The 19,263-nt window shown below is 68.1% G+C and carries 22 protein-coding genes and 1 pseudogene; 10 read left to right on the plus strand and 13 right to left on the minus strand.

Going from position 1 to position 19,263, the window contains the following annotated elements; genetic code table 11:
* Positions 1 to 45 precede the first annotated feature (45 nt).
* Both KBY96_RS11360 and KBY96_RS11365 read right to left on the minus strand, forming a co-directional pair.
* A complete protein-coding gene (locus KBY96_RS11360) occupies positions 46 to 891 on the minus strand; it encodes a heparin lyase I family protein (protein ID WP_254979500.1) in 846 nt (281 codons plus the stop codon).
* Positions 888 to 2,969, minus strand: coding sequence for a transglutaminase family protein (locus tag KBY96_RS11365; RefSeq protein ID WP_254979502.1), 2,082 nt, complete (start codon positions 2,967 to 2,969; stop codon positions 888 to 890). The genes KBY96_RS11360 and KBY96_RS11365 overlap by 4 nt, the downstream gene beginning before the upstream one ends.
* Positions 2,970 to 3,093: 124 nt before the next feature.
* Here KBY96_RS11365 and KBY96_RS11370 point away from each other — a divergent pair, with 124 nt between their 5' ends.
* Positions 3,094 to 4,212, plus strand: a complete 1,119-nt coding sequence (locus KBY96_RS11370) for a potassium channel protein (RefSeq protein WP_254979503.1) — start codon at positions 3,094 to 3,096, stop codon at positions 4,210 to 4,212.
* A gap of 16 nt (positions 4,213 to 4,228) precedes the next feature.
* Here KBY96_RS11370 and KBY96_RS11375 read toward each other — a convergent pair whose 3' ends face one another.
* The 4 genes from KBY96_RS11375 to KBY96_RS11390 all read right to left on the minus strand — a co-directional run bounded on the left by KBY96_RS11375 (position 4,229) and on the right by KBY96_RS11390 (position 7,761).
* Positions 4,229 to 4,741 (minus strand): hypothetical protein, encoded by a 513-nt coding sequence (locus tag KBY96_RS11375; RefSeq protein ID WP_254979504.1) that lies wholly within the window; start codon positions 4,739 to 4,741, stop codon positions 4,229 to 4,231.
* A 97-nt stretch (positions 4,742 to 4,838) separates the two neighbouring features.
* Complete coding sequence (locus KBY96_RS11380) at positions 4,839 to 5,981, minus strand: HD-GYP domain-containing protein (RefSeq protein WP_254979506.1); 1,143 nt, start codon at positions 5,979 to 5,981, stop codon at positions 4,839 to 4,841.
* A gap of 75 nt (positions 5,982 to 6,056) precedes the next feature.
* Entirely contained in the window at positions 6,057 to 7,235 is a 1,179-nt protein-coding gene (locus KBY96_RS11385) for an efflux RND transporter periplasmic adaptor subunit (protein WP_254979510.1), read from the minus strand.
* 64 nt (positions 7,236 to 7,299) lie between these two features.
* Entirely contained in the window at positions 7,300 to 7,761 is a 462-nt protein-coding gene (locus KBY96_RS11390; protein ID WP_254979511.1) for an Rrf2 family transcriptional regulator, read from the minus strand.
* A 73-nt stretch (positions 7,762 to 7,834) separates the two neighbouring features.
* Here KBY96_RS11390 and KBY96_RS11395 point away from each other — a divergent pair, with 73 nt between their 5' ends.
* The 6 genes from KBY96_RS11395 (at position 7,835) to KBY96_RS11420 (ending at position 11,336) form a co-directional block, all read left to right on the plus strand.
* Complete coding sequence (locus KBY96_RS11395; protein WP_254979512.1) at positions 7,835 to 8,281, plus strand: tryptophan-rich sensory protein; 447 nt, start codon at positions 7,835 to 7,837, stop codon at positions 8,279 to 8,281.
* A gap of 85 nt (positions 8,282 to 8,366) precedes the next feature.
* The gene (locus tag KBY96_RS11400; protein WP_254979513.1) at positions 8,367 to 8,735 is read left to right on the plus strand and encodes an AbrB family transcriptional regulator; all 369 of its coding nucleotides are present in this window, start codon (positions 8,367 to 8,369) and stop codon (positions 8,733 to 8,735) included.
* A gap of 13 nt (positions 8,736 to 8,748) precedes the next feature.
* The gene (locus KBY96_RS11405; protein ID WP_254979514.1) at positions 8,749 to 8,970 is read left to right on the plus strand and encodes a hypothetical protein; all 222 of its coding nucleotides are present in this window, start codon (positions 8,749 to 8,751) and stop codon (positions 8,968 to 8,970) included.
* Positions 8,971 to 9,144: 174 nt separating this feature from the next.
* On the plus strand, positions 9,145 to 10,017 hold the full coding sequence (locus tag KBY96_RS11410; protein ID WP_254979516.1) for a sterol desaturase family protein: 873 nt from the start codon (positions 9,145 to 9,147) through the stop codon (positions 10,015 to 10,017).
* Between the two features lie 68 nt (positions 10,018 to 10,085).
* On the plus strand, positions 10,086 to 10,310 hold the full coding sequence (locus KBY96_RS11415) for a hypothetical protein (RefSeq protein WP_254979517.1): 225 nt from the start codon (positions 10,086 to 10,088) through the stop codon (positions 10,308 to 10,310).
* A 33-nt stretch (positions 10,311 to 10,343) separates the two neighbouring features.
* Positions 10,344 to 11,336 carry a transglutaminase family protein gene (locus KBY96_RS11420; protein ID WP_254979518.1) on the plus strand — a complete coding sequence of 331 codons (993 nt, stop codon included), beginning with the start codon at positions 10,344 to 10,346 and terminating at the stop codon, positions 11,334 to 11,336.
* 25 nt (positions 11,337 to 11,361) lie between these two features.
* On the opposite strand, the gene KBY96_RS11425 is transcribed toward KBY96_RS11420, so the two are convergent.
* Together KBY96_RS11425 and KBY96_RS11430 are read right to left on the minus strand one after the other, a co-directional pair.
* Entirely contained in the window at positions 11,362 to 11,562 is a 201-nt protein-coding gene (locus KBY96_RS11425; RefSeq protein ID WP_254979520.1) for a chlorophyll a/b-binding protein, read from the minus strand.
* Positions 11,563 to 11,683: 121 nt separating this feature from the next.
* Entirely contained in the window at positions 11,684 to 11,827 is a 144-nt protein-coding gene (locus KBY96_RS11430; protein WP_254979521.1) for a high light inducible protein, read from the minus strand.
* Between the two features lie 276 nt (positions 11,828 to 12,103).
* Here KBY96_RS11430 and KBY96_RS11435 point away from each other — a divergent pair, with 276 nt between their 5' ends.
* A complete protein-coding gene (locus KBY96_RS11435; protein WP_254979522.1) occupies positions 12,104 to 12,373 on the plus strand; it encodes a hypothetical protein in 270 nt (89 codons plus the stop codon).
* Here the strand turns inward: KBY96_RS11435 and KBY96_RS11440 are convergent.
* Positions 12,357 to 12,608, minus strand: a complete 252-nt coding sequence (locus KBY96_RS11440) for a thermonuclease family protein (protein WP_254979523.1) — start codon at positions 12,606 to 12,608, stop codon at positions 12,357 to 12,359. The genes KBY96_RS11435 and KBY96_RS11440 overlap by 17 nt on opposite strands.
* Before the next feature lie 216 nt (positions 12,609 to 12,824).
* On the opposite strand from KBY96_RS11440, the gene KBY96_RS11445 reads away from it, so the two are divergent.
* On the plus strand, positions 12,825 to 13,220 hold the full coding sequence (locus tag KBY96_RS11445) for a hypothetical protein (protein WP_254979525.1): 396 nt from the start codon (positions 12,825 to 12,827) through the stop codon (positions 13,218 to 13,220).
* 564 nt (positions 13,221 to 13,784) lie between these two features.
* Here the strand turns inward: KBY96_RS11445 and KBY96_RS11450 are convergent.
* The gene (locus KBY96_RS11450; RefSeq protein WP_254979526.1) at positions 13,785 to 13,970 is read right to left on the minus strand and encodes a DUF2721 domain-containing protein; all 186 of its coding nucleotides are present in this window, start codon (positions 13,968 to 13,970) and stop codon (positions 13,785 to 13,787) included.
* Positions 13,971 to 14,093: 123 nt separating this feature from the next.
* Here KBY96_RS11450 and KBY96_RS11455 point away from each other — a divergent pair.
* A pseudogene (locus tag KBY96_RS11455) lies at positions 14,094 to 15,086 on the plus strand (glutathione S-transferase family protein).
* On the opposite strand, the gene KBY96_RS11460 reads toward KBY96_RS11455, so the two are convergent.
* From KBY96_RS11460 to KBY96_RS11470, 3 genes are all read right to left on the minus strand, one after another.
* Positions 15,043 to 15,996 (minus strand): ion channel, encoded by a 954-nt coding sequence (locus KBY96_RS11460; RefSeq protein WP_254979528.1) that lies wholly within the window; start codon positions 15,994 to 15,996, stop codon positions 15,043 to 15,045. The pseudogene KBY96_RS11455 and the gene KBY96_RS11460 overlap by 44 nt on opposite strands.
* Before the next feature lie 141 nt (positions 15,997 to 16,137).
* A complete protein-coding gene (locus KBY96_RS11465) occupies positions 16,138 to 16,632 on the minus strand; it encodes a DUF305 domain-containing protein (RefSeq protein ID WP_254979530.1) in 495 nt (164 codons plus the stop codon).
* Positions 16,633 to 16,891: 259 nt separating this feature from the next.
* A complete protein-coding gene (locus KBY96_RS11470) occupies positions 16,892 to 19,093 on the minus strand; it encodes a heavy metal translocating P-type ATPase (RefSeq protein ID WP_254979532.1) in 2,202 nt (733 codons plus the stop codon).
* Positions 19,094 to 19,263: the final 170 nt, after the last annotated feature.

The raw sequence follows: 19,263 nt of genomic DNA on the forward strand, positions 1-19,263 counted from the left end.
CAGTGCTTCCTGCCAGGGGAGCAGCTGCGCCTGGGGTGAACACTCTCAATGACCTAGCAACCGGGGGGGCATGACATCGGCCAGGGAATCGCCGATGCGCAGATCATCGAAGTGGGTGACGTAGCGATGCGGCTCGTTGCCCTTGTAGATCCCGAATTTGACCCGGTAATGCTGCGGCGGTCGCCCCGGCTCCCCTCGGCATGCTCCGGTCTCGCTTGATCCATAGGGCCCCTGCCAGTGCGCGATGCGTTTGCCGTCAGCCCAGACGTCGAACTGGCCCGCGCCGTGGGGATCCGGTTTGGCGGCGATCACGAACCTGTGCCAACGCCCTGGCGTGAGGCGAAAGCGTGCCGCCACGGAGGTGTCGCGGTTCCGGTGGCGCGTCATGAAATTGATGGCATGGCTGGAGCCGCGATCCACACGCACGCCGGCAATGGGTGACAGCGGTGCGCACTGCCACAGCTGCAAGGGGTAGAAGCCCTCGGTGGTGACCGGCGCCCGAGCTGGCAGCCGCAGCCTGAAACCGATGTAGGTGGTGCGAGCGAACGGCCGGTAAGGGCCGTGGGCTAGCTCCACCCGGTCGTTGCCCTCTGCGGATTTGCCGTTGGTGCGGAATTCCAGATAGCGGTTGCCGGGTTCCGTGCGAATCCTCGGTGGCTCCACTGAGCGCTCGCACTTGCCCATCAGACGCGTGGCCCCTTCCTGGTAGTTGCCGCCTCGATGAATCTGGGGTCCACAGCGTTCAGGATGCTGGATGGTGCCTTCCCCAGTCACCGCGATCGGGGTTTGGGGCGGGGGTGACATGGCTGGTTGGGGGGTGACCGCGCCCCCCAGGGTCACTGCCGCCAGCAGGACAGGGGGTAGGAACTGCCGAACCGCCGCCGCGTTCATCCGGGGAGGGCGGCCGTGTCCAGTCGCAGATCCACGGTGCACAGCCCGGGCTCAAGAGGCCGCCAGGGCGGGCCGAGCGGCCCTGGGATCCGGCCCGGCGCCTCCGCCTGCCAGCCCACCTCGGCACGCTCCAGCCGCCACTGGGCCAGGGGCAGCCCGGGGCCATCCCCATCGGCCTCAGGACCGAGCAGCTGCAGCACCAGTGGCAGGTGGGGCTCGATGCCCGGATGCAGGCAGGGGTAGAGCCGGTGCAGGCGGTAGCGCACCGCCAGTGGGCCATCGGCCAGGGGCAGGGGGCGGCCGTTGAGCAGCAGCCGGTGCCGCTGGCGGAAGGCTGCGCTGCTCTGCACCTCGAAGCGCTGCAGGGAGGCATCCACGAAGCGGCTGGTGAAGCCGCCCTCCCGCGGCGTGTCGCAGATCAGGGGCCAGGGCTCCAGGGCCGGCAGCAGGCTGCACCGCTCCCCGGGGTCCTCCCCCTGCCACTCCAGCAGCGGCGGGAAGCGCCAGCGCCAGATCGCCCGGAACGGCTCTGCCGTCAGGGGCAGTCCGGCCTCATCGAGATCGGCCAGCACCAGCTCCAGGTCGTGCCAGAGGGGGCCCGGCAGCAGCAGGCGGTCGTGCAGGGCTGTGCCCCAGGGGCGCAGCTGAACCGGCCGCCGCTCCGGGCTGAGCAGCATCGCCGCCAGGGATGACCAGAGCAGGGCGATGGCGGCGGTCCAGTCGGGATCGGGCAGGGTTTCCAGGGCCCGGAATTCGATCAGCCCCAGACAGCCCGCCGGTGTGCCCGGATTCCAGAACTTGTCGAGGCTGATCTCGCAGCGGTGGTTGTTGCCGGAGCGGTCGGCGTGCAGGTGGCGAAGAGTTTCGCCGATCAGCTGGCGCTGATCGCCGCTGCCGAGGGCCTCGAGGTCGCGGTAGGCCAGCTCCAGGTCGAGCAGGCTGCCGAGGGCCTCATCCGGCCGCGGCGCCTGGGAGGCCGGGCCCACGCCGGCTCCGCAGAACAGGTAGCCGAGGCTGGGGTGGTGCTGCAGGTAGCGCAGCACGCCCACCAGCCAGGCCGGTCGGCTGAAGAAGGGGTGGCGCTCCAGGCTGGGTCCGCCCCAGAGCAGGTGGTTGCCGCCACCGGTGCCCTCCTGGCCGTCGCCGCCCCGGGCCTTCCAGGTGCGCAGCCCCACCTCCGCCGCGGCGGCATCCAGCAGCCGGATCCAGTGGCGGTATTCGCTCCAGGTGGCACACACCGGCAGGTTGATCTCCAGCACGCCTGGATCGGCGGCCAGGCCGAGCACCTGCCAGCCCTCGGCCGCATCCACCGGCAGAAGCCCGCTGAACTCCGGCGGCGCCAGGGGGATGCCTGTGGCCGGGTGCTGGGCCAGGCCGCTGATGGCCTGCAGCAGCAGCTCGGTGGGCTGGCGTTCCAGGGGCGGCAGGAACAGCCCCCAGCCCTGGGAATCGATCTCGAGGGTGAGCAGCTGGCAGGGCACGGTGGTGGGGAAGTGCTCCAGCGGCAACCGCAGCCCCGCCGGGCCCGGCGCCAGCGTCAGCTGCCGCTGCTGGCGCGGCAGCGGCCAGGGGCTGCTGTGCCACTGGTCCTGGTCCCAGGTGAGCGGCACGGCCCACACCTGGCGCTGGGGATCGAGGGGATCCCGCAGCCGCCGCCGCTGCAGGGGCACCCCCAGGGCCTGGCCGAGCCGTTTCAGCCAGGCCTTGGCGTCGGCTGCCGCCAGGGCCTGGCCCTGGCCGTCGGGCACGGGCCAGGGGGCGATCGGGCGGCCGTCGAGGCCGGTGACCAGGCGCAGGGCCCAGCGGGGGTTCACCTCGCCCTCGTAGCGCTTGCCGCTGCAGTAGATCAGGGTGCTGCCGGGCCAGGTGCGGCGACGGATGGCCCCGGCCATGGCTCGGGCCACAGGCAGCTTGGTGGGGCCGTCGGCGGCCACGCTCCACTCCGCTCCCTCCGGCTCGATCGGCACGTAGGTGGGCTCGCCGCCCAGGGTGAGCTCGATACCCGCCTGCTGCAGCCGGGTCTCGGCCCGGGCGGCGGCCAGCTCCATCCAGTCCTGTTCAATCCAGTCGTGCGCCATCGCCGCCCTGTGCGCTCCGAGGTGTGGAACATCGGGTTTGCCCCCATGTTGCCTGCCAGGCGTTGGTTTAATACGCCGAAGAACCGCAGCTGCGGTTCTGGATCGTTCGGTGCCCCGCTTCTGGATGGCCCCACTGCCCTGGCGACGGCGCCGTCCCCCATCCAGCCGCAGCAATCGCGCCTGGCAGGCGCCCCTTGCCCTGGCCTTGGTGGTGAACCTGGCGGCGCTGGGCTACCGCCTCACCGAGGGCTGGGACTGGGGCGATTGCTACTGGATGGTGGCGATCACCCTGAGCACCATTGGCTACGGGGAGGTGCATCCGCTCTCGTATTCGGGCCGGCTGGTCACCGCCCTGCTGATCCTGGGCGGGTTGGTGGTGGTGCAGATCGCCATCCAGGGGGTGCTGGGGCTGAGTGAATCGGGCTATTTCCGGCGCCTGCGGGAGCGCCGTTTCCGTCGCTGGTTGAACGCCATGCAAGATCATGTGATTCTCTGCGGCTACGGCCGCATCGGCCAGGAGATCGCCCAGCAGGTGGCCCGCGAGGGGGTGGAGCTGCTGGTGGTGGAGACCGATCAGGAGCGCCGGGAGGCCGCCGAGCAGGAGGGCCTGCCCGTGCTGGTGGCCGATGCCACCCTCGACGAAACCCTGCTGGAAGCGGGCATCCACCGCTGCCGCTCGCTGGTGGTGGCCCTCTCCAGCAATGCCGCCAATCTCTATGTGGTGCTCAGCGCCCGCGGCCTGGCTCCGCGCTGCCGGCTGGTGGCCCGCTCCGACAGCAGTGAGGCGGAGCGCAAGCTGCGGCTGGCGGGGGCCGATGAGGTGGTGAGTCCGTATGTGAGTGGCGGCCGCATGATGGCGGCCACGGCCCTGAGGCCCATGGCGGTGAGCTTCATGGACCTGCTGGCGGGCAGCGACTGCGAGGTGGAGGAGTTTCTGCTCAGCTCCGATCCGGCCGACCTGGGCCGTCTCAACGGCATCAGCCTGGGCGAGCTGGAGCTGGGTCGGCGCACCGGAGCCCTGGTGCTGGCTGTGCGCCAGCCCCGGCGCCAGGCGGAGGCCGGCCTGCAGTACCGGGGCAGCAGCTACCGGCTGCCGGATCAGGAGCTGGTGGCCAATCCGGGCAGGGAGCAGCAGCTGGAGCCCGGCCAGCTGCTGGTGGTGATGGGCAGCAAGGAGGAACTCGCTCAGGTGACCGAGCTTCTGGGCCCGGCGCTGCGCAGCGTGGATCTGATGTCGAGTTAGGCCTGCACCCTGTGGGTCAGGAGTCGGCTTCCTCGAGGATCTGGCGCTTGAGTTCGATCTGATAGCCCTCGGTCATGGCGTCGAGGGCCTCGGCCTCGTGCTCATCCACCTGCAGGGCCTCGCCCAGCACCAGGTCGGGCACCTGGGTGGCGCCCACGGCGGTGAGCGCCATGCCCAGGGAGGCACTGTCGCGATGCCAGATCGAGGCGGCTTCGGCCAGCTTGGTGAGGGTGTCATCGCTCACCACCTCGCCGCTGCGCTGGGCGATCGCCGCCGCCAGCCGCCGGTCGTCGAACACCGCCGCCGCCGCCAGGTGGGCGGCGTGCAGGGCCCCCAGGCTGTACAGGGCTTCGGAGCGCAGGGTCACCAGGCTCTTGCCCAGGGCCCGCTCCCGCACCCCCTGCCAGGGCACCGACGGGGTGGCCTCATCGCCGGCGGCCGGTCCGTCGTCGAGATCCCCCAGGGCCGGCAGCTTGCGGCTGGCCAGGCTGAGCTCGCCGCCGGCGGGGGGATCGAGCCGTTCCCCCACCCACCGCAGCCAGTGCCCGATCCCTCTGCGTAGACCCCTGCGTAGACCCCTGCGCACTCCCATCCCTGCGTTGCTGCTGCAACCACTGTGGCCCCGATCAGGCCTCGCTGTCGCGGAAACGGTCGCGGATCGCCTCCACTTCCGGTCGCCGGCGGCCCAGGGCCGCCACGCAGTCGGCATCCAGCTTGCCCAGGGCCACCAGCCGCTCCAGCTCTTCCAGGGCAGCCTCCAGGCTCCAGGCCTGCTTGTAGGGCCGGTGGCTGGTGAGGGCGTCGAGTATGTCGGCCACCGTGATGATGCGCGCCTCCAGGCTGATCTCCTCGCCGCTCAGGCCGCGGGGATAACCCGAACCATCGAGGCATTCGTGGTGGTCGGCCACCACGTTGCGCATCATCGCCGCCTCCCCCCGGTGCTCCAGATCGAAGTCGCCGATCAGCTTCTCCAGCACCTCCACGCCCATCCGCACATGGTTCTCCATCAGCTGGCGCTCATCGGTATTCAGCTGGCCGGGCTTGAGCAGCACCTCGTCGGGGATGCCGATCTTGCCGATGTCGTGCAGGGGGGAGAAGAGGTAGAGGTTGGCCACGAATTCATCACTGAGGCCGCGGCTGGTCTGCAGCTCCCGGCCGATCAGCCGGGCGTAGTGGGCCATGCGCTCCAGGTGTCCGCCCGTCTCGGTGTCGCGCAGGTTGGCGAACTCCCGGGCCACCGCTGCCGAGGTGGTGATGGAGCGCACCAGGTTGAGCTCCTGGCCGATCGTGAGGTTGATCAGGGCGGCGAACAGTTCCAGGCTGCGCTGCACCGTGGCGGTGAACGCCGCCTTTCGAAGGGAATCGAAGAACAGAACACCGATCAGGGCGCCCCGCTGCTGCAGCGGCACGGTGAACGAGGAGCGGTAGCCCTGCTCGAGCAGCCAGCGGGAATGGGGGGTGTCGCCCGTGACCACGGCCGGGATGTCGTCGATCACGCGGGTGCCGCCGCCGCCGACCAGCCGGCTGAGCGAGGGGCTCTCGGCCAGCCGCCACTCGTAGGCCTCGATCGGAGTGCCGCAGCGGGTGCTGTCCACGAACGTGCTCAGCAGGTCGTCGTGCTGGTCGTAGAGGGCACAACTGATCCGGTCCACCGCCGGCACCACCTCCAGCAACTGGCTGTGGAGCTGGCGCAGGCGGGCTTCAAGGCCATGACCGCCAAGGGTGTCGCTGCTGCCGCCGGCGCTGCTGGAGGTGTGAAGCGAAACCATTCCGTTGGCCCTTGGGCCACAGACCTCTCCATGATCGGCCCCCACCGACGGTTTCGCAGGGCATGGGTATCCGCCCTAGGAGTTGCCGGAGGGTGAGGCTGGGCCACCGAGCTGGATCGGCAGCCCGTGGCGCAGGTTGATCAGCCTGGAGGTGATCACCGCCTGGCCAGGCTCCAGGCCACTGAGCAGGGGGTAGCGGTTGTTCTGCAACGGGCCGAGCCGCACCGGCACCTGGATGGCGAAGCGGCTGCCGGCCGGCAGGTTGCGCAGGCTCTCGAGATCCACCCGTCCGGGGTTCTGCTCGAGATCGGCCAGGCTGCCGGGCACGAACACGAACGCCTGGCCGGACTGCTGGCTCACGGCCTGGAAGGGCACTGAGAGCTCACGGCGCTCCTCCAGCAGCAGCCGCGTGAGGCTGCGCAGGCCGCTGCGCAGGCTGCCTGTGGGGTTGTTGAATTCGGCCTTGGCCAGCAGGAACTGGCTGGCGTCATCGATCAGCGGATCCACCGAGCCCACCCGGCCCCGGCCGAGCTCCCGCTCGCCGGAGGGATCGAGCAGCACCACGGTCTGCCCCGGCCGCACGCGCTCGGCGTAGAGGGCCGGCACCTCCAGCCGCGCCTGGAGCTGGTCGTTGCGCACGATGCGCGTGAAGGGCTCGTTGGCCTCGATCACATCCCCCACCTTCACCTGCAGGTCGGCCACGATGCCGCTGATCGGTGCGCGCACGTCGCGGAAGGCGAGGTCGGCTTCGGCGGCCCGCAATTCCTCCCGCGACGCCACAGCCTGCTGGCGAAACTCATCGCGCTGCTGCACGCTGGCTGCTCCCTGGGCGGCAAGGGCGGCAAAGCGCTCGGCATTGATCTGGTCGGTGCGGGCCTGGGCGCGCAGGCGGGCCACCTCGGAGCGGGCCTGCACCTGGTCGAGCACGAGCACCAGCTCACCGGCGCGCACCGGGTTGCCCTGGCTCACCCGCAGCTCGCGGATGCGTCCCCCCGCCTGGGACGAGAGCTGCACCTCCTCGATCGCCTCCAGGGTGCTGATCGTGTCGATGGTGGAGCTGAAGGGGGTGGCAGACAGCGTCTCGGTGCTGACGCTGAGGGGGGGCGGCGCCGGCCTGCTGCCCTCGCCCTGCTGGCGGCAGCCCACCAGCAGCGGCAGGGTCACCAGCGCCGCCGCCAGGGCTGCGCTCAGCTGGGTGCGGCCCGGGCGACGGCGGCGGCGTGTGGCTCCAGCCCTGATTCCCTCAGCTGCCATCGAGGTTGGTGCGCAGGATGCAGGGTAAGAGCCGCCCCGATCAGGGCGCTGGCGCTGCAAACGCTCAGATGTAGAACATCTGCTGGGGCTGAGCCCTGGCCGCCCGCTCTTCGAGCAGGTGCTCCAGGGTGGTGCTGTTGAGCAGGCGGGCGCGGGCCTGCTCGAGTTGTCTCTCAAGGCCGGACACAACGCCGAACTCCAGCGTGGAGCGGTCTCCCTGGCGCTCGGCCGTTGTGCCCCGCTCCAGGCAGCTGATCACCTCGGCCACGGTGATCGCGGCAGGCGCACGGGCCAGTTGATAGCCGCCGCGGGGGCCACGCATACTGCTCACCAGCCCGCCCTTGCGCAGGCTGGTGAGCAGCTGATCGAGGTAGCGGGCAGGAATGCCCTGCCGGCGGCAGATTTCCCCCACCTGAAGGGCGCTCCCGGGGGGCTCCACCGCGGCCAGCTCGATCAGGGCCACCAGGCCGTATTCGGTCTTGGCACTGAAGGTCATGGGCCCGCCGCCGGCCGCTGCTGGGGCCATTGTCTCAGCTGAACCCCGGTGGGTGGGTGGGGATTGTGCCGTGGGAGTGTGGTGTCCGTGATTCCCAGTTGTTGTGCGTGCTGCCCTGGCGATCCTGGTGGTGATGGCGCTGGTGGTGGTCAGCCTCAATCCACGGCGAGCGGATTTTGCCTGGTTCCTGCAGCTGCGCCGGCCGCCATGGCTCACCTTCGAGCCCCTGATTCCCCTGATCTGGTTGCTGATCTACGGATGTTTCTTCGTTTCGGCGCTGCTGGTGTGGACCGCCAGTGGTCGCTGGGATCTCATGGCCGGGTACCTGCTGTTGCTGGTGCTGGTGCAGAGCTACACCTGGCTGATCTGCCGCACCCGCCGGCTGGATTCCGGCACCGCGGTTGGATTCATCGGCTGGGTGTGGGGCATTGCTCTGACGATCGCCGTGGCTCGCGTGAGCGCAGTGGGCTGGTTATTGCTGGTTCCCTATCTCCTCTGGAGCCCTGTGGGTACCTTTGTCACTTGGCAGATGCAGCGCCTCAACCGCTGAAGCCTGGTGTGATCCCCACAGCCCAACCGGCGTTGATCGCCCTGATCACTGATTCGCTATGCTTTCGATGTTGATGGTTTGAACCATGCTGACGGGACAGGAACTTCTCACCCGGGTGAAGGAGCTCGGTGACGCCTCCAAATCGGAGCTCGTGCGTGAATGCGGCTACGTGAGCACCAAGAAGGACGGCAGCGAGCGGCTCAACTTCACGGCCTTCTACGAAGCGCTGCTGGAAGCCAAGGGCGTGAGCCTTGGGGATGGCGCCGCCCAGGGCCGTGGCAAGGGTGGCCGCAAGCTCAGCTACGTCACCAAGGTGCAGTTCAACGGCAATCTGCTGGTGGGCAAGGCCTACACCGCCCAGCTCGGCCTGCAGCCCGGCGACGAGTTTGAGATCAAGCTGGGCCGCAAACAGATCAAGCTCATTCCCATCGGCGGCACCGACGAGGAAGATTGATTCCGGGGGCCCGATGGCCCAGCGGCACAAGGGCGGGCCTGGTCGTCCGATCGGACATCCCCCCGACGATGACGACGACCTGCCCACCGGGCCGAGCCTGTCACTGCCCCTGCGCCTGCTGGCCCTCCTGGGGGCATTCTCCTTTCTGATGATCGGCCTCAGCAGTGTTGTGCCGCTGTTCAGATCCCCTCCACCCAGGCCCCTGCCGGATCAGCAGAGGGGACCCATCGTGTGATCCCTGGCCCCAGCGCTCTGCAGGGCCGCCTTCGGGCCTTGTGTTGCAGTGCCTTGGGTGACTCTGGGGCGACAGGCCCTCCTAACGTTGGCTCTCGCCCATCGCGCCCCTCAGCACGTCATCGGCATCACCATCGGCACAGCCATCCAAACAGCCATCGGCGGCAGCCTTCTGATGCGTGTGGATCCGCTCAGCCCGGCTCCAGTCCATGCCGGCTTGGGTCTCAGCTGCGGGCCCCTCCCCTGTCCCGATCTCAGCCTGCTCCACCGGTCCTGGAGCGGCCATTCCCTGGTGCTCGATGGGGTGGTGCTCTTCCTGATCATCCTGGGGCGCTACTTGCTCACCGCCGGGGGATCCTGGTGGCTGCTGCGCCTCTGGGGCCGGGGCCGAACGCCGAAGCCCACCCCAGCGCAGCGCCGCCGCCGCGACGAGGGGATTCGCCATGACATCCGGCTGTCGGTGGTTTCCGCGGCGGTGTTTGCCCTGGCCGCGGGCCTGGTGCTGTGGTTGCAGGCCCAGGGGCTCACCCGTCTCTACGCCCGGCCCGATGCCTACGGCTGGTGGTACATCGCCGTCAGTTATCTGGCGGTGCTGATCCTCCAGGACGCCGTGTTCTATGCGACCCACCGACTGTTTCACCATCCGCTGCTGTATCGCTGGTGCCACCACGGCCATCACCGCTCACACCATCCCACCCCCTGGACGTCGTTTGCCTTCGATCCACCTGAAGCGGTGGTGCAGGCCCTGTTCCTGGTGCTGGTGGTGGCGCTGGTGCCCCTGCACCTGATCACCCTGGTGGCTGTCTTGAGCACCATGACGGTGTGGGCGATCGTGAACCATGTGGATCTGGATCATCTGCCCCAGCGCTTCCCCCACCACCTGTTCGGTCGCTGGCTGATCGGCCCGGCACACCATTGCCTGCATCACCGCCGCCCCGGGGTGCATTTCGGCCTCTACTTCACCTTCTGGGACTGGCTCTGCGCTACGGAGGATCAGAGCTATGCCGCGAGTGTGGGTCCGGCTGGCGTTGGCTCCAGGGCGTCATGACAGCCGGATAACCGCCACGCGCCGGGTGGGTGGACGCGCCAGCTTTGTAATACTTCACATCTGGAACCATGAGCGTTTCTCAGGTGCACCGGCAGGCCATCACCTCCGGCGTGATCACCGTTCAGGAGATCCACTGGCTGGCCCACCATCGTGACCACTTCACTCCGCAGGAACGACAGGTGGTCTCCGGCCTGATCCGCTTCCTGCAGCAGGGAGTGATCAACTTTGGATGCCGCCTCGCCGACCCCGTCAATCGGCGGCACGTCCACAGCGCCGAGCTTCAGGCCGTCTGATGTCACTCTGATGGGCATGGAGCCCTTCGAAGCATGCTCTTTCACGTTCGCCACGCCCTGCGGTATGCCTATGAGCGGCCGGTGTTTCTTGAGCCCACCACGGTTCGGCTCACTCCCCGCTCCGATCCCGCCCAGCGGCTGCTGCATCACCAGCTTCAGGTGACCCCGGAGCCGAGCGGCAGCAGCCGCGTGCTGGAGCCTGACGGCGGCGAGGCCGTGGTGCTGTGGTTCGACACGCTGCGGGAGGAGCTCACCCTCGAGGTGGACATGGTGGTGCGCACCTTGAGGGAGAACCCCTTCGACTGGATCATTACCCACCCTCCGGTCAGGGGCCTGCCGGCTGCCTACCCGCCCGGTGAAGCCCTCTCCCTGGCCCCCTGTCTGCAGGGGCAGGGGCCGCCCATCGCTGAACCGGTGCGCCAATGGGCAGCCGAGTTGGCCTCAGCGGTGGATGGCTCGGCCACCGACTTCCTCATGCATCTGGCCGACACGATCCACCACGGCTTCCACCACATCGGCCGGCCCGACGGGGAGCCGATGGGCGCCGCAGACACCCTTCTGGGCCGCACCGGTGCCTGCCGCGACACCGCCATCCTCTATGTGCAGGCCTGCCGCAGCCTGGGGCTGGCCGCCCGCTTCGTGAGCGGCTACTCGATGCACCATCCCGAGGAGGTGAGCGAGCACGAACTGCATGCCTGGGCCGAGGTGTACCTGCCGGGGGCTGGCTGGCGGGGCTACGACCCCAGTCTCGGGCTGGCGGTGGCCGACGGCCATGTGGTGCTGGCGGCGTCTCCCGATCACCACCTGGCGGCGCCCGTGAGCGGCCGCTATCGCGGCACCGGGGTGGGGTCTTCGATGCGCTACGCGGTGGAGGTTCGCACCGCCGAGAGTCTCGAGGCGCTGCAGGCTCTGGATCGCGACAGGCCCGTGTGCATGCCGGCGCCGGAGGAGTGGATCAGCGGCGAGGGCACGCCTGGCCGCGATGATGGGCCACGTGAAAACCCCCAGGCTGAGCCCGGGGGTTGATGGGGGTCTCGACGTTGCGAAGACCTCAGAAGCAGAAGGGCAGGAACTGGGTGCGGCAGGCGGCGTAACCGTCCACCAGGGCTCCGAGGCCGATCTGGTGAGCGATCCCGAAACCGGTGAGCCCTTCCACCACCACGCCGATCACAAGGCCGAGCATGGCGGCGCGGCCGTTGAAGAGCTCAGCCCGCTTGAGCTGCTCCAGGTGGTTCTGCTGGGTGTTGGTCATCGGGGGTTGTGGGGGGCGAGGTCGCTGGGGCGGGACAGCACAAATGCCACCATGGAAGTGAGCACGATCACCAGGGCGGTGACGCCGGCGATGGCGGTGGAGTAATCAGCGGACATGGCGATCAACCCAGGCCGATCTGGGAGAGGATGCCCTGGCCGGTGAGCAGCTCGGTGCCGAGGCCGATCACGAAGCCGAGCATGGCCAGGCGGCCATTCCAGGTTTCGGCGAAGGCGCTGAACCCGAAGCGGGGAGTGGTGTCGGTCATGGAGGTGACGAAGTGTTGAGTGAACTGTAACAGGATGTAACGGGTTTGTCGAGGTGGGTGCCGGGTGGGGGCCGCGCCCGTTGCCGATCAGCGCGGAGCGGCTCTGTTCAGGCCGGTCTGCCCTGGAGCGAGCGCTCGGCACAGGAGCTGCTCACCCGCCTGGCGATCCCCTGCCCCCCATCGCTGCACGCTTGCGCCCCATGCCGGGGAGGGCCTGTTTCGCTTGACGGGTGCTCCGGCCCGTGGCCATAACCAAAGCAGGCATGCTGGTTCGCCATGGCCACCGAGATCGGCTCAGAGACGGCCACAGACAAAGGAGTGCCGCAACCGGCGGGGTGGCGGCTCCCTGCTGTCCTGCTCGCTGCGGTCGAGTCGCAGGCCGCGGTTGAGGGAGTGATTCCAGACGTGATCGCCGCTCGCGTGGTGGAGGCCGGCCTGATGGAGCTCGGGATCATGCCCCACGGCCGCTGCTCGGTGCGAACCGGATTGTGCGGTGGCGGTCCGATCCCGCTGCCGATCCAGCAGAACCTCAGCGTTGTTTCATAGCTGAGCTTGCGGCCGCCCTTGGCATCCAGCACGGCGGCGCTGGACCTTGCCCCATGAATTTCCGCGAGGCGCACTGATCCAGGTCGCGGCGGTGGGCAAAGGCCGGGCCGTCGTCCACCTTCGCCAGGTTGATGTTGGTGCCTGTCATCACCTCGGCCACGGTGCGGCCGCAGCGGTCGGTGGTCTTCATATCAAGCCGCACCGTGATGGTGTCGCCGTCGCCGACCGACAGCACCGTTGCGCGCTGGGTCGGCCAGATGCAGCAGGCCGTTCCTGAGCATCGGTGCAGTGTGCAGCGGGGTCTGGAGTTGATCGAGGATGGGCCACTCCCCGAGGACTGATCCAGCGACCCAGATGGACGCCCATGCCCCTCAGCCCGGGCATGGATTCATTGCGTTTGCGCTCTTTTCGCGTCCTGACCTGTCCAGAATCAAGGCCCCCTCCCGCTGTCATGGCCCGCCTGGAAGTCCTGCTCTCTCCCGTCGCCGATGGCGAGGCGTTTCGGGTTGCGCTCGCGGCGCTGGCCAGGGAGTTGGGCGGCACCTTCACCTGGCTGGATGGCCGCAACGCCTCGATCGCCCTGACGGCAGGCCCCCGGGCCCTTTCGGTGCAGGTGCTGCTGGAGCTGCGTGCCGGTGCGGAACTGGGGCTGCTGCTGAGCAGCCGCGAGGGGATGGGCAGCGGCGCCCCGCTGAGCGGCGCGGTGCTGGAGCAGCTGCTGGCCGGCCTGCAGGCGGTCGCCCCTGGCTCTCGGGTGCGGTTCCGCTCCGACCGCGACGGCCCCATCTGTCACTTCTTCAGGGCGGAAACGGTGGGCCGTGATCGCGAATGCCTGGCCGCGGGCTGAGGGCTGCCTGCGTCAGGCCTGGGGTCAGGGGAGACGGGGCCGCAAGCCCCCGCTGAGGTGGAGCGCCCCCATCTCCTCGGCCTTTCTGAGTGTGCTCCGCTCCGCAGCCGTGATCCGGGGTGCGGCCATGGCCACCTCGGGCGCCGCTTTGCTCGTGCTGCTCCTCTTGCCAGCGATGACGACGAGGGCGGCGGCCGCCCCAGCAAGCAGGTGGCGAATGAACGGGATCAGGGGCTCCCCAAGGACTACCGCTTCTCCGCCAGCGAGGTGGCGGTGCTGCGATCGGGCCTGATGGCGATGGTCCTTGCCGCGGATCCTCAGCGTGCCCGGCAGTGGGGGCAACCCCAAACGAGCCAAGGTGTTGGCCTGGGCTGATGGTGATGCCGGGTCTCGTCTGTGTGCTGCCCGAATTGCGGGCATTTGCGTCTTCCGCTCTGGCGCAAGGCTCGTTTTGGCCTCACCGGAGCGCCGCACCAGTGCCTCAATCACCAGGAAGGAAGGGTAAAGCTGTTGTGCTCAAGCTGCTCGACGCAGGGGGCTTTGAGAGCAGCCGAGGCTCAGTCATCAGGTGCGGCGTCGCTGCACCTGCAAGGCACGCTCCAGGTCCTCGGACTGGGATGGCTCCACCCGATCCTGCGCCTCCTGAAGAAAGCGGACGCGATCGATCATGCGCGACAGCCGACCGGTGAAGATGTCCACGGACAGCGGAATGGCGCGGGCCAGGCCGGCGATGGAAGCGTTCGGATCCACCGCTCACCACCAGCAGTCCAGGTTCTGTCCCACACCTGAACCGCCTCGGGCAGGCACCGCCTGCCGCGCACCCGGGGTTCCAGCAGATCCCCGTTAGGGTCCGCTGGCGCACGACCGACCGCGATGGGCCTGCTGGTGGATGGGGTCTGGACCGACCAGTGGTACGACACCAGCAGCAGCGGCGGGCGGTTCGAGCGCTCCCGCGCCGCCTTCCGCAACTGGATCACAGCGGACGGCTCGCCCGGGCCGAGCGGGGTGGGTTGCTTTGCGGCAGAAGCCGGTCGCTATCACCTCTAAGTGTCGCTGGCCTGCCCCTGGGCCCACCGCACCCTGATCTTTCGTGCCCTCAAGGGCCTGGAGGGCCTGGTCGGGCTGTCGGTGGTGCACTGGTTCATGGGGGAGCAGGGCTGGACCTTCCGCGAAGGGGATGGGGTGATTCCTGATCCCAACGAGGGGGTTGCGGTGCTGCACGAGCTCTACACCCGGGCCGATCCCTGTTACTCCGGCCGTGTCACGGTGCCGGTGCTGTGGGACAAGGCGCAGCGCACGATCGTGAGCAATGAATCCTCCGAAATCATCCGGATGTTCAACAGCGCCTTCGATCACCTTGGCGCCCGGGAGGGCGACTTCTACCCGCCGCCGCTGCGTGAAGAGATCGATGGGCTGAATGAGCGGATCTACAGCACGGTGAACAACGGTGTGTACCGCTGCGGGTTCGCCACCAGCCAGCAGGCCTACGAGGAGGCGCTGGGTCCGCTGTTCGCCACCCTCGATGCGCTGGAGGAGCGCCTGGCCAGCCGGCGCTATCTCACGGGTTCAGCCCTCAGCGAGGCGGACTGGCGCCTGTTCACCACCCTGCTGCGCTTTGATCCGGTGTATGTGGGGCACTTCAAGTGCAACCTCCGGCGGCTGGTCGATTACCCCCACCTGTTTGCCTACACCCGCGATCTGTTCCAGGTGCCGGGCGTGGCGCACACGGTGAACGTCGATCACATCAAACGGCATTACTACCAGAGCCACGGCACCATCAACCCCACCGGGGTGGTGCCGGTGGGTCCGGAGATCGACTTCCTCACGCCCCATGGCCGGGAGCACCTGGCATCAAAGGCTGATTGAGCGGCGGATCGAGCGGCTCAGTCTCATCGAAGCGGCTGAAATCCAGGCAGATGCTGTCCGGTCCGTCCATCCGCACCATGTCGCTGAAGCGCTCCTCGAAGCGCAGGTCGCCGGCGCCGTAGCTGCAGCGGAAGTGCACCGGCGCCAGCAGGATCTCGTCGATCCCCTGGAAGGCCACCACAATTTCGCCGTGGCGCCGCTCCAGATCCTCTCTGCCCAGGCCGTGGAGGGGGCTGTCGGCGTCGATGCGGTGCATCACCGTCCACATCAGCTGGAGGGAGATCGACTGGTCGCGCACCAGGGGCAAGGGCACGATGCGGCGCATCGTGCGGCCGTCGGGGCAGTCCTCGTCGATGGCCAGCGAGGCCTGGATCCGGCCGTCCACCAGGCTGGTCTGGCGCACGCTGGCCACGCGGAAGGTGAGGGTGGGGCAGCCCTGCCACGGCTCGATCGTGGCCACTCGGCTGAACAGCAGCCGTGCGCGGCTGCGGGAGAAGCGGGCGAAGGCCAGACCGGTGGTGACGGCGATGAACAGCAGCCCGAGGAAGGCTTCCACCGTCACCACCAGATTCACCCAGAGGCTGGTGGGGTGGAGCAGGCCGTAGCCGATGGTGCTGAGCGTCTGCACGCTGAAGAAAAAAGCATCCAGCAGCGTCAGCGTCTGCCCCATCGGCGTGCCGCCGATGCCGCCGAGATCCAGGGCATAGAGCAGGGTGAAGGCGAGATTCAGGAGCAGGAAGCTGGCGGCGATGGCCAGCAGGAAACCCGGCCAGGGGATCGCCAGCATGAAGCGGTAGGGCTCCCGCCAGTGCCGGTGCCAGCGCTGGAAGTGCTCGGCCTGAAGCACCCCGCCCTGCCGTTGCAGCCGCACCGAGCGGATCTGCCGGCGGCGCTCTGCCGGATGCCGCATCAGGTCTCAGCGGTGCCGAAACCCATGGTGGCACCGATTGCGGGCCAGCAGGTGCTCAACCTTGGGCACCCCGGCCCGCAGCAGATCTGGTGCTCATCGGTGCAGGGGGTCCGTCTGAGCCGATCTGGTGAGGAGTCAGGGCTAGCCGTACCAGCTGCGGTACCACTGCGTCATCTGCTCGATCTCCCGGCTTTGGTCCTTGACCATGGCCTGCTGCATCGCCCGCAGTTGCGGATGCTCGCTGTTGGTCTGGGCCATCGAGGCCATCATCACGCCCATCTGGTGGTGGGGGATCATCTGCTCGATGAAGGCCCGGTCGAAATCCTGGGCTGTGCTCAGGGCCGAGAGATTCGTACCCCCGCCCATATGTCCCATCCCCATCCCCATGCCCCTGTGTCCCATTCCCATACCCCCTTGCCAGCCCCAGTCCGTGCCTTGTCCCCAGCTGGGCACGGGTTGGCCGAACCACTGCGAATACCACGCGCGCATCTGAGCGTTCTCACGCGTCTGGCTGGCCTTGATGCTCTTGGCCAGCTCTTTGATTTCGGGCCGCTTTGCGCGGGTGAGGGCAAGATCGGCCATGGCAATCGCCCCGTCGTGGTGAGGGATCATCATCACGATGAAGTGCTGATCCATCGACTGGGAGCCCATCCGCCCCGGACCCATCCGCCCCACTCCCATCCCGCCTCCTGGTGGGGCCACCGAGGCGGGTTGCTGGGACAGCGCTGCAGCCCCCAGGGACAGCACGAGCACTCCCAGCCCTGCTGTCGCCGCGAGTCGGTGCTTCATCATCAGCTTTGCTCCATGGCGTCTGCCTGTCATCAGCATGGGGACGCAGAAGGACGCTGGACGCCGCTCCGGGTCATTGCTTCACCTGGCAGCAGCACCATCGTGATCAGGCCGCCCGGAAGCGACGCAGCAAGGAGGAATTTACGATCACCGACAACGAACTCAGGGCCATGGCCGCCCCGGCAATCATCGGATTGAGCCAGCCGAAGGCGGCGATCGGGATGCCGATGATGTTGTAAAAGAACGCCCAGAACAGGTTCTGGCGGATCTTGCGCATCGTCGCCCGCGACAATCCGATGGCGGTCACCACCAGCCGCACGTCATTGCCGATCAGGATGATGTCGCCGGCCTCCTTGGCCACATCCGAACCCGAGCCAATGGCGATGCCGATATCGGCGGTGGCCAGGGCCGGAGCGTCATTGACGCCATCCCCCACCATCGCCACCTTTTGCCCCGCCAGCTGCAACGTCTTGATCGTTCCAGCCTTGTCGGCAGGACGCACCTCGGCGATCACCTCGGTGATTCCCACCTGGGCGGCAATGGCCTCCGCAGTGGCGCGGGTATCGCCGCTGAGCATGATCACCTGCACACCTCGGCGACGGAGCAGGGCCACGGCCTCCTCGGCTTCGGCTCTGACGGTGTCGGCCACGGCAATCAGACCGAGGATGCGTGTCGAGCGGCCTAACAGCATGGACGTGCGGCCATCGGCCTCGAGTTTGGCCAGTCGCTGCTGCACGTCGTCAGGGAGGTCGCCCAGGAAGCGAGTGGCCAGGTGCCGATTGCCCAGCCAGATCGGCTCTCCCCCCTCAGTGGCGGTGAGGCCTTCACCAACCTGGGCCTCGAAGTGGTCAATCGGCAGCAGGTCGAGGCTGTGCGTTGTCACGGCCTCGGCGATGGCAGCAGCCAGGGGATGCTCCGAACCATGCTCCAGCGAGCCCGCCAGTTGCAGCACCTCCCGCTCCGAACTGCCCGGCAGGGCGATCAGATCCGTGAGGATCGGCTTGCCCTGGGTGAGCGTGCCCGTCTTGTCAAAGACCACGGTGGTGAGCGTCTCGGCCCGCTCCAGCACTTCGCCGCTGCGGATCAAGATGCCCTGCTCGGCGGCCTTGCCCACCCCCACCATCAGGGCCGCAGGGGTGGCGATGCCGAGGGCACAGGGGCAGGAGATCACCAGCACGGCAATGAAGGCCAGCAGGCCACTGCTGAACTGGCCCGCCAGTGTCCAGATCCCGAACGCCGCGAAGGCGATCAGCACCACGGCAGGCACGAACCAGGCCGTGACCTGATCGGCCAGGCGCTGCACCGTGGCGGTGCTGGCCTGGGCCTCCTCCACGATGTGCACGATCTGGGCCAGGGCTGTGTCCGCCCCCACGCGGCTGGCCCGAAAACGGAGCAGCCCCGACCCATTCACCGTGCCGCCGATCAGCTCGGCGCCGGCATTTTTGGACAATGGCAGGGATTCGCCGGTGAGCAGCGACTCATCCACGGTGGAGCTGCCGTTGAGCACCACGCCATCGGCGGGGATCTTCTCGCCCGGGCGCACCAGCACGGTCTCATCTATGGCGATGGCATCGGCAGGAACGGTCATCTCCATGCCGTCCCGGATCACCGTGGCTGTGGCTGGCTGAAGATCGAGCAACTTCCGCACGGCGGCAGAGGAGCGTTGCTTGATGGTCTCCTCCATGAATTTGCCCAACAGCACGAAGGCAATCACCACCGCCGAAACTTCGAAATACACGTCCCGTTCATTGACACCGACCGGAAGCCAGCTGGGCGCAAAGACCACCACCACGCTGTAGAAGTAGGCGACGGAGGTGCCGAGGGCGATCAGCACATCCATGTTGAGGGCGTGGCGCTTCAGGGCAGCCCAGGCGCCGGCATAGAACGACCAGCCACCGATGAACTGCACGGGGGTGGCGAGCACGAACAGCCACATCCCCCAGCTCATCCAGGGCAGCGCCGGCAGCGGCACCCACGACATCAAACTGACGCCCGCCGCCAGGGCGATGAAAGCACCGGCCCGGAACAGCGCCAGCGCCAACACCCCGCCGATCACAAGCCCGACGCGGCGGCGCATGACGCGCAATTCACGGTCGGGATTCTGGAACGTCAGCAGGCAAGTCTGGCTGCAGAAGTAGTAGCTGCGGCCTCCACGCTCGGCGGAAAGTGCCGTGGCCCGGGGCACGACCATGCCACAGATCGGGTCCTTGGCCATCCCCTTCCCGCCGCCGCCTTGCAGTGGTGGGGCATGGCTACCGTGCTGCCCGTGGTGATGGCTGTGCTCCTGGCTGACCGTCGTCGCGTTCATCTTGGCTGCTCCAGATACGAGGGGCTTGCTATGGCTGGTCTAGTCAGAATTGCGATCAAAGATCCAACAGTGCGTCATATCTGCTGTGGTGATCGAGCATGCCGTCAATGAAGCGCAGGTCTTGATCCCTGGCAGTCATGGTGCCCTTTGTGTTTCGCGCCACCGGGCAG

The sequence above is a fragment of the Cyanobium sp. ATX 6A2 genome, from assembly GCF_024346355.1.
Taxonomy (GTDB): domain Bacteria; phylum Cyanobacteriota; class Cyanobacteriia; order PCC-6307; family Cyanobiaceae; genus NIES-981.

Coding starts and splice junctions, on each gene's coding strand:
- KBY96_RS11360 (WP_254979500.1), bottom strand. CDS start 891: ATGAACGCGGCGGCGGTTCGGCAGTTCCTACCCCCTGTCCTGCTGGCG.
- KBY96_RS11365 (WP_254979502.1), bottom strand. CDS start 2,969: ATGGCGCACGACTGGATTGAACAGGACTGGATGGAGCTGGCCGCCGCC.
- KBY96_RS11370 (WP_254979503.1), top strand. CDS start 3,094: ATGGCCCCACTGCCCTGGCGACGGCGCCGTCCCCCATCCAGCCGCAGC.
- KBY96_RS11380 (WP_254979506.1), bottom strand. CDS start 5,981: ATGGTTTCGCTTCACACCTCCAGCAGCGCCGGCGGCAGCAGCGACACC.
- KBY96_RS11385 (WP_254979510.1), bottom strand. CDS start 7,235: ATGGCAGCTGAGGGAATCAGGGCTGGAGCCACACGCCGCCGCCGTCGC.
- KBY96_RS11390 (WP_254979511.1), bottom strand. CDS start 7,761: ATGGCCCCAGCAGCGGCCGGCGGCGGGCCCATGACCTTCAGTGCCAAG.
- KBY96_RS11400 (WP_254979513.1), top strand. CDS start 8,367: ATGCTGACGGGACAGGAACTTCTCACCCGGGTGAAGGAGCTCGGTGAC.
- KBY96_RS11405 (WP_254979514.1), top strand. CDS start 8,749: ATGGCCCAGCGGCACAAGGGCGGGCCTGGTCGTCCGATCGGACATCCC.
- KBY96_RS11410 (WP_254979516.1), top strand. CDS start 9,145: ATGCGTGTGGATCCGCTCAGCCCGGCTCCAGTCCATGCCGGCTTGGGT.
- KBY96_RS11415 (WP_254979517.1), top strand. CDS start 10,086: ATGAGCGTTTCTCAGGTGCACCGGCAGGCCATCACCTCCGGCGTGATC.
- KBY96_RS11420 (WP_254979518.1), top strand. CDS start 10,344: ATGCTCTTTCACGTTCGCCACGCCCTGCGGTATGCCTATGAGCGGCCG.
- KBY96_RS11425 (WP_254979520.1), bottom strand. CDS start 11,562: ATGACCAACACCCAGCAGAACCACCTGGAGCAGCTCAAGCGGGCTGAG.
- KBY96_RS11430 (WP_254979521.1), bottom strand. CDS start 11,827: ATGACCGACACCACTCCCCGCTTCGGGTTCAGCGCCTTCGCCGAAACC.
- KBY96_RS11435 (WP_254979522.1), top strand. CDS start 12,104: ATGGCCACCGAGATCGGCTCAGAGACGGCCACAGACAAAGGAGTGCCG.
- KBY96_RS11445 (WP_254979525.1), top strand. CDS start 12,825: ATGGCCCGCCTGGAAGTCCTGCTCTCTCCCGTCGCCGATGGCGAGGCG.
- KBY96_RS11460 (WP_254979528.1), bottom strand. CDS start 15,996: ATGCGGCATCCGGCAGAGCGCCGCCGGCAGATCCGCTCGGTGCGGCTG.
- KBY96_RS11465 (WP_254979530.1), bottom strand. CDS start 16,632: ATGGATCAGCACTTCATCGTGATGATGATCCCTCACCACGACGGGGCG.
- KBY96_RS11470 (WP_254979532.1), bottom strand. CDS start 19,093: ATGAACGCGACGACGGTCAGCCAGGAGCACAGCCATCACCACGGGCAG.